Raw genomic sequence first — 6,251 nt, 5'->3', positions numbered from 1 at the left:
CCCCGAGGGGGTTGACCTTGCTCGGGGGCGGCCCTTCGCTGCGGTCGCCTTCCCCCACGCTCCGCCGCTGCGCGGGTCGCTGCCCCCCGAGGGGGTTGACCTTGCTCGGGGCGGCCCTTCGCTGCGGTCACCTTCCCCCACGCTCCGCCGCTGCGCGGGTGGCCCACGCTCGGTGACCATGCCCCACAATCCCGGGCATGGACTTCAAGCCCCTCATCACCCTGCTGGCCATCGTCAACCCTTTGGCGATTGTTCCGTTCTTCATCCACTACACACAAGGATTCAGTGGCAAGCAACGGCGCCGCACGGTATGGGTGGCGGCCTTCAGCGCGTTTGCGGTGATCGCCACCTGCGCCCTCATCGGTTTGCAGATTCTGGAATTTTTCGGCATCTCGCTGGCGAGCTTCCAGGTCGGTGGCGGCTTGCTGCTGTTGTCGTCCGCGCTGTCCATGCTCAATGCCCAGCCCGCCGAATCCAAGGTCACGCCGGGCGAGGTGGAAGACGCGGCGGCGCGCGCCTCCATTGCCGTGGTGCCGCTCACCATCCCGCTGCTCACCGGCCCGGCCACCATGTCCACGGTGGTGATTTATGCCGACCAGGCCAAGACCTTTCTCCAGCACGCGGCGCTGGTGGGTTACGGCGTGGTGATCGCGCTGGCCACCGCCATCTGTTTCACCCTGGCCCAGCCCATCTCGCGCTTTCTCGGGCAGACCGGCATCAACGTGATGACACGGCTGATGGGCCTGATCCTGGCAGCGCTGGCGGTGGAGGTGATGGCCACTGGCCTGATTCAGTTGTTCCCGGCCTTGGGGCGCTGACGGCGGCGGATTTCGCGCCGCCGGGTGCGGACGCTTATTTCACCTTGGCGATTTCGGCGCGGAACTCCGCCAGCACGGTGCGCGCGTTCTTCAAGCCCTTGGCTTCGGCAGCGGCCACCCATTTGTCTTCCAGCGCGGCCTGCTTGTGCTTGACCTCGCTGATGAAAGCTTCGCTGGCGGGCTGGCGGGTCACGCCGGTTTTTTGCTGGATCTCGCGCGAAGCGGCGTCGACCCGGTCCCAACCCTGACCGAACAGGCGCGCCGCCGCTTCGCCCGACACCTTGTCCACGGCGGCTTTCTCTTCGGGCTTGAGGGCTTTGTATTTGGCCTCGTTCATCATGAAGACGAAGCTGGTGTTGTAGAGGCCACCGGGGAAGGTGGTGGCGTACTTCACCATGCTCAAGCGCATGGATTGCAGCGACTCGTCGGGGAAGAAGGTGCCGTCCATGACGCCGGTGGACAAGAGTTCAAACGAGTCGGTGGCGGGTTTGAGCGTGGTGTTCCAGCCCATGACCTTGGCGAGTTCGTTGATGTTGCCGCCGCCGATGCGGAACTTCAGCTTGGCCACGTCGGCCGCCGAGGCCACCGGCTCTTTCACCGTGAAGATGATGCCCGGCCCGTGTGTGAACACCGCCAGCACTTTCACACCCCGGTGCTCGCCCAGGGGCGCAAAGTATTTGCTGTAAATGCGCTGGTAGGCCACCGATGTGGTGGTGGAGCTGTCGCCTAGAAACGGGAACTCCGCGACCTGGGTGTTGATGAAGCGTCCGGGGGTGTAGCCATCGACCGTGAAGGACACATCGGCCAGGCCGTCGCGCACGGCGTCGAAGGTGCCGGGCGGGGCCGATACCGCTTTGGGCAAGATGTTGCACTTCACACTGCCCTGGGTTTCTTTCTCGACCGCGTCGCACCAGTCTTTCTGGGCCACGCTGGCGGCATGGGTCTGGGGCAGCCAGGTAGACACCGAGAGCACGGTTTGCGCCTGCGCAAACGAGGCACTGGCGAGCGCGGTGACGAGGGTGGTCTGTGCCAGACGGCGTGAAAACGTGTGCATGGAAGGTCTCCTGGTTTTAGGTGGCGCTGGTGGCCGTGGTGGCGTTGAGAACGGGGGGGAAATCGGATGCGCCGGTGGCGGCGCGTTCGGCCTGCACGCGGCCCGCCAGCAAGCGGCGGAACTGGACCAGCGCGGCATCCATGGCCAGCGGCATCATGGGCACATCCGGGTTGAGTGCGATGTTGCGGTGCTGGGCCGAGATCATGTCGCGGTCTTCGTTGAAGGCCACCACCAGGCTGTTGAAAATGCTCTCGGTCACGCTGTCATCGCCTTCGTCTGCACGGTGCGATTGCTGGAAAAAGTAGTGCGTGCTGGTTTCGGTTTCGGGCGTGAGCGTCTGGCAGCTGTGCAGGCGCACGGTTTGGCCGCTGTCTTGCCCTTGCGTGCCGGTGGGCCGACCGCCCGAGTGCATGAGCAGGGTGGCGGGCAACACAAAGTCGTAGATGAACCAGCGGTCCAGGTTGGTATCGAACGCTCGGAACTTGCGGTAGAACGGCGGCGGCGGCACGTCGGCCACCTGGCGCGATACGCGTATGCCCATCACCGGCCAGTCGCCACCGGGGCCGGCCACGGGTTCGATCTCGGGTCTGGCTTGTGCGATCTGGGTGGAGCCGCCCAGGGTTTTTTCGTGCACGTAGCTCAGGTGCGAAAAATCCAGCAGGTTGTCGCAGATCAGCAGATAGGGCGTGTCGTAGTGCAAATAGCCCGGCTGGTGCTTCCAGTCCGGGTGGTCGCATGAAAAGTTGTCGGGCAGCAAGGCGGTGTCGGCCTGCTCCGCATCGCCCATCCACACGAAGACCCAGCGGTTCTTCAGCACCACCGGGTAGGTGCGCACGCGGGCTTTGGCGGGCACGATCGGAATGCCCGGGGCCTCCACACACACACCAGCCGGGTCGAACTTCAGCCCGTGGTAGCCACAACGCACGCAGTCGCCTTCGCGGCGGCCTTTGGACAGCGGCGCGTGCCGGTGACAGCAACGGTCCTCCATGGCGACCAGGCCACCATCGCTGGTTCGGTACACCAGCACCGGCTCACCCAGCACCGTGCGCGTGAACAACTGCGCCGATTCGGGTGCCGGAATTTCGTGGTCCCAGGCGATGACATACCAACAGTTGCGCAGCCACATGGATCGATCCTCTTTGCTTGGAAAACCCATGCTAGCTGGGGCCATGCAGACGTGCTGTCCCCCTCGCAGGGGACAGACAAGGTCAATCGGTTCGGGGGCAGCACGCCCGCCGAGCCGGGCGCTTGCCACTCAGTGTGGGAGCAGCGGCAGTGCGGCCAGCTGGGCCAGTGCGAGGCGGTTCGTGGGCAAGCCGGCATCGCCGAGCTTCAAGTAGGCGCGCTTTCTCAGGGTCAGCACGGTGGACGGCGCGATGTCCAGATCGGCGGCGATGCCGTCGGCGCTCATGCCGCAGGCGATGCGCGCGCACACCGCCCGCTCGCGCGGGGACAGAGCGGGCACGCGGACACCGAGCGCGGCCCACGCGCGCGCGCAGCGGCTGTCGCGGTCTTGCGCGGGCGGGGCGGCTTGCAGGGCCGCTTGGTGAACCTGGCGCAACAAGGGTGCGACCGCCAGCAGCTGTTCGATGTGTGCGGGCTGGAACACGCCTTGGCGCTCGTCCCGGTACAAATGGATGCCGAACACCGCGCCCGGCGCGGGCGCGTGCAACAGGCTCAAGCGCCCGGTGAGGCGCTCTCGCACATAGATGTCGTTGCGCCAACCCGCCACCGGCAGTTCGTTGGCATGGCAATGCAATGCCGCCACCTGGTTCGACGGCTGGCCGCCCACCCGGTTGGCCAGGGGCATGACCGCGTCGCTCTGGAAATAGCTGCGCCGGTAAATGGCGAAACATTCGGCCACCACGTCGCGCCCATGCGCATGCTCTGCACTGCCCTCGACCAGCTCGGGCACATCGTGGCGGAACTCGACCAGCGACAGGTATTCGACCGGCACCAGGCGGTTGATGAAGGCCAGCATGCGCGAGGCGGTGGCCCGCCCGGTGGCCGCGTCCAGCAAGTCGGCCACCGCCGGACCGGGCAGGTGCAGGCCAGGTGGCGCGGCGTCAAGAGACCAGGTAGCGGGCATGCGCACCATTCTGGTGGCCAGGAGCGGACGCAGCCAGCGGAGTTACCCTATCGGGCCACGCCCATCGGCACCGGGCGCCGGGTACAGGCCCAGGGTCTGCGCCTGCAGGCGCGACAGGCCCAGCAAAGCATCGGTGAACGGCGTGGCCACACCGGCCAGTTGGCCGAGTTCGCGCACCGCAGACACCAGGGCGTCCAACTCCACCGCCTTTTTCGCCTCCACGTCCTGCAGCATCGAGGTCTTGAATGCGCCCAGCTTCAGGGTGACCGCGTGACGGTCCTCGGGTTGCTGGTCGATCGGGATGCCGATGTATGCGCCAATGGCCTTGGCTTCCAGCATCACCGCCGACACAAAGCCGCGCACCAGTTCGTCGCCCAGGATGCGGTCGGTGGTGGCGCCGGTGAGCGCGCTCACCGGGTTCACGGTCATATTGCCCCAGAGCTTGTACCAGATGTCTTTCTGGATTTGTGCCGACACGGTGGCGTTGAAGCCCGCGCCTTGCAGCAGCGCGGCCAGCGCCTGCACGCGCTCGCTGGGTTGACCCGACGGCTCGCCGACGATGAGGCCGTTGCCGAAGTGGTGCCGCACCACACCGGGCCCATCCAGCGAACAGCTCGCATGCACCACGCAGCCCACGACGTGTCGCGCCGGCAGTGCCCGTGCGATCGCACCGCCCGGGTCCACCGCCTGCAAGCTGCGGCCAGCGAGGGTTCCACCAAAGCCATCGAGAAACCACCAGGGCACACCATTCATGGCGGTGAGCACCACCGTGTCGGGGCCGATCAAGGGCGCCAGGCTGGGCGCCAAGGCGGCCAAGGAAGGCGCTTTCACCGCGATCACCACCAGGTCTTGCGGCCCCAGCGCAGCGGGATCGGCATCGGCGCGCACCGGCAGCCGCAGGTGTTGACCGCCGGTGTGCATGTGCAAGCCGTCGGCCTGCAGCGCGCGCAGCGTGTCACCGCGCGCCAAGGCGCTCACCTCGCAACCGGCCAGCCCCAGCTTCACGCCCAGCCAGCCGCCAATGGCGCCCGCACCCACAATCGCCACGCGGCGCAACGCCACGGCGCTCATGCCCGCTCCCCTGCGCGAACCGCGCTGCGCTCGGCGGCGCGTTGGCTCAGGCGCACCATGGCGTCGAACACGTCGCGGCCCGCGCCGTGGTTGGGGTTGAACTGCAGCGCGTCCTGGGTGCAACGGGCAGCAACGGCCTCGGGCACGGGAATGGCCGCTACGGCGCCGCCCATGCTGAAGGTGGCCATCTGTATCTCGCAGGCGCGCTGCAGCGTCCAGAGAATCGCAAAGGTCTGCGGCACCGTGGCACCCCAGGCCAGCAGACCATGGTTGCGCAGAATCACGGCGGGTTTGTCGCCGATGTGGGCCAGCAAGCGCGGCGTTTCGTCGGCGTGGATGGTGATGCCTTCGAAGTCGTGGTAGGCCACCATGTCGTGCAACTGGGCGCTGTAGAAATTGCTTTGTTGCAAACCATCTTTCAGGCAAGCCACGGCCACACCGGCGGTGGTGTGGGTGTGCATGACGCAGTGCGCGCCCTCAAAGGCCGCGTGGATCGCGGCGTGCACGGTGAACCCGGCCGGGTTCACCGGGTGGGGCGAACCGTCGAGCACGGTGCCGTTCAAATCGATCTTCACCAGGTTCTGCGGCGTGACTTCGCTGTAGTGCAGACCAAAGGGATTGATGAGGAATTGTTTGCCCGTAACACCCACGCTGTCGGGCAGGCGCAGCGTGATGTGGTTGTAGATCATTTCGGTCCAGCCCAGGTGGTCGAACACGCGGTAGCAGTGGGCCAGCTCCAGCCGGGCCGCCCACTCGTCGGGGTGCATGTGGGTGGGCGCTGCGTGGTCGGAAAACGGGTGGGTGGTCATGGTGGAGATCCTGGGAACGGGTTTCAGTAGACGCTGCCGCGAGACGGTTCGGGGCTGGCGTGGGCCGGGTCTTTGAAGCGGTTGGCCAGCGCGCTGGTCTGACGCGCCAGCACCTGGGTGTCCAGGCCCACGGCCACGAACACAGCGCCTTGCGCCAGGTAGTGCCGCGCCAGGGTTTCGTCGGTGCTCAGAATGCCGGGCGCCTTGCCCGCGCGCAGGATGCGTGCAATCGCGTCGGCGATGGCGGCCTGCACGTCGGGGTGGCCGGGGTTGCCCACGTGACCGAGCGAGGCCGACAAATCGGCCGGCCCGATGAAGACACCGTCCACACCGGGCGTGGCGGCGATGGCATCGAGCTGGTCCAGCGACTCGCGGGTTTCGGCCTGCACCAGCAGACAGACCTGCTCGTT

The 6,251-nt window shown here is 66.7% G+C and carries 7 protein-coding genes; 1 reads left to right on the top strand and 6 read right to left on the bottom strand.

The genetic code is table 11. The features are described 5' to 3' along the window. Positions 1-197: 197 nt before the first annotated feature. The gene (locus tag ABYB95_RS14870) at positions 198-818 is read left to right on the top strand and encodes a MarC family protein (RefSeq protein ID WP_372659351.1); all 621 of its coding nucleotides are present in this window, start codon (positions 198-200) and stop codon (positions 816-818) included. Positions 819-852: 34 nt separating this feature from the next. Here ABYB95_RS14870 and ABYB95_RS14865 read toward each other — a convergent pair whose 3' ends face one another. The 6 genes from ABYB95_RS14865 to ABYB95_RS14840 form a co-directional block, all read right to left on the bottom strand. Further along, the gene (locus ABYB95_RS14865) at positions 853-1,872 is read right to left on the bottom strand and encodes a TRAP transporter substrate-binding protein (RefSeq protein ID WP_372659350.1); all 1,020 of its coding nucleotides are present in this window, start codon (positions 1,870-1,872) and stop codon (positions 853-855) included. Positions 1,873-1,888: 16 nt separating this feature from the next. Beyond that, positions 1,889-2,998, bottom strand: a complete 1,110-nt coding sequence (locus ABYB95_RS14860) for a Rieske 2Fe-2S domain-containing protein (protein WP_372659349.1) — start codon at positions 2,996-2,998, stop codon at positions 1,889-1,891. 129 nt (positions 2,999-3,127) lie between these two features. Then, positions 3,128-3,961, bottom strand: a complete 834-nt coding sequence (locus tag ABYB95_RS14855; protein ID WP_372659348.1) for a LuxR C-terminal-related transcriptional regulator — start codon at positions 3,959-3,961, stop codon at positions 3,128-3,130. Between the two features lie 42 nt (positions 3,962-4,003). Beyond that, positions 4,004-5,032, bottom strand: coding sequence for a 2-dehydropantoate 2-reductase (locus ABYB95_RS14850; protein ID WP_372659347.1), 1,029 nt, complete (start codon positions 5,030-5,032; stop codon positions 4,004-4,006). Continuing rightward, positions 5,029-5,841 (bottom strand): class II aldolase/adducin family protein, encoded by an 813-nt coding sequence (locus ABYB95_RS14845; RefSeq protein WP_372659346.1) that lies wholly within the window; start codon positions 5,839-5,841, stop codon positions 5,029-5,031. Before ABYB95_RS14845 ends, ABYB95_RS14850 begins: the two co-directional genes overlap by 4 nt. Before the next feature lie 23 nt (positions 5,842-5,864). Continuing rightward, positions 5,865-6,251 (bottom strand): aldolase/citrate lyase family protein (locus ABYB95_RS14840; RefSeq protein WP_372659345.1); only part of this gene is annotated, 387 nt, incomplete at its 5' end.

It is taken from the genome of Hydrogenophaga sp. (assembly GCF_041633695.1).
In the GTDB taxonomy this organism is placed as follows: domain Bacteria; phylum Pseudomonadota; class Gammaproteobacteria; order Burkholderiales; family Burkholderiaceae_C; genus Hydrogenophaga.
This window is presented reverse-complemented; position numbering and strand designations above follow the sequence as displayed.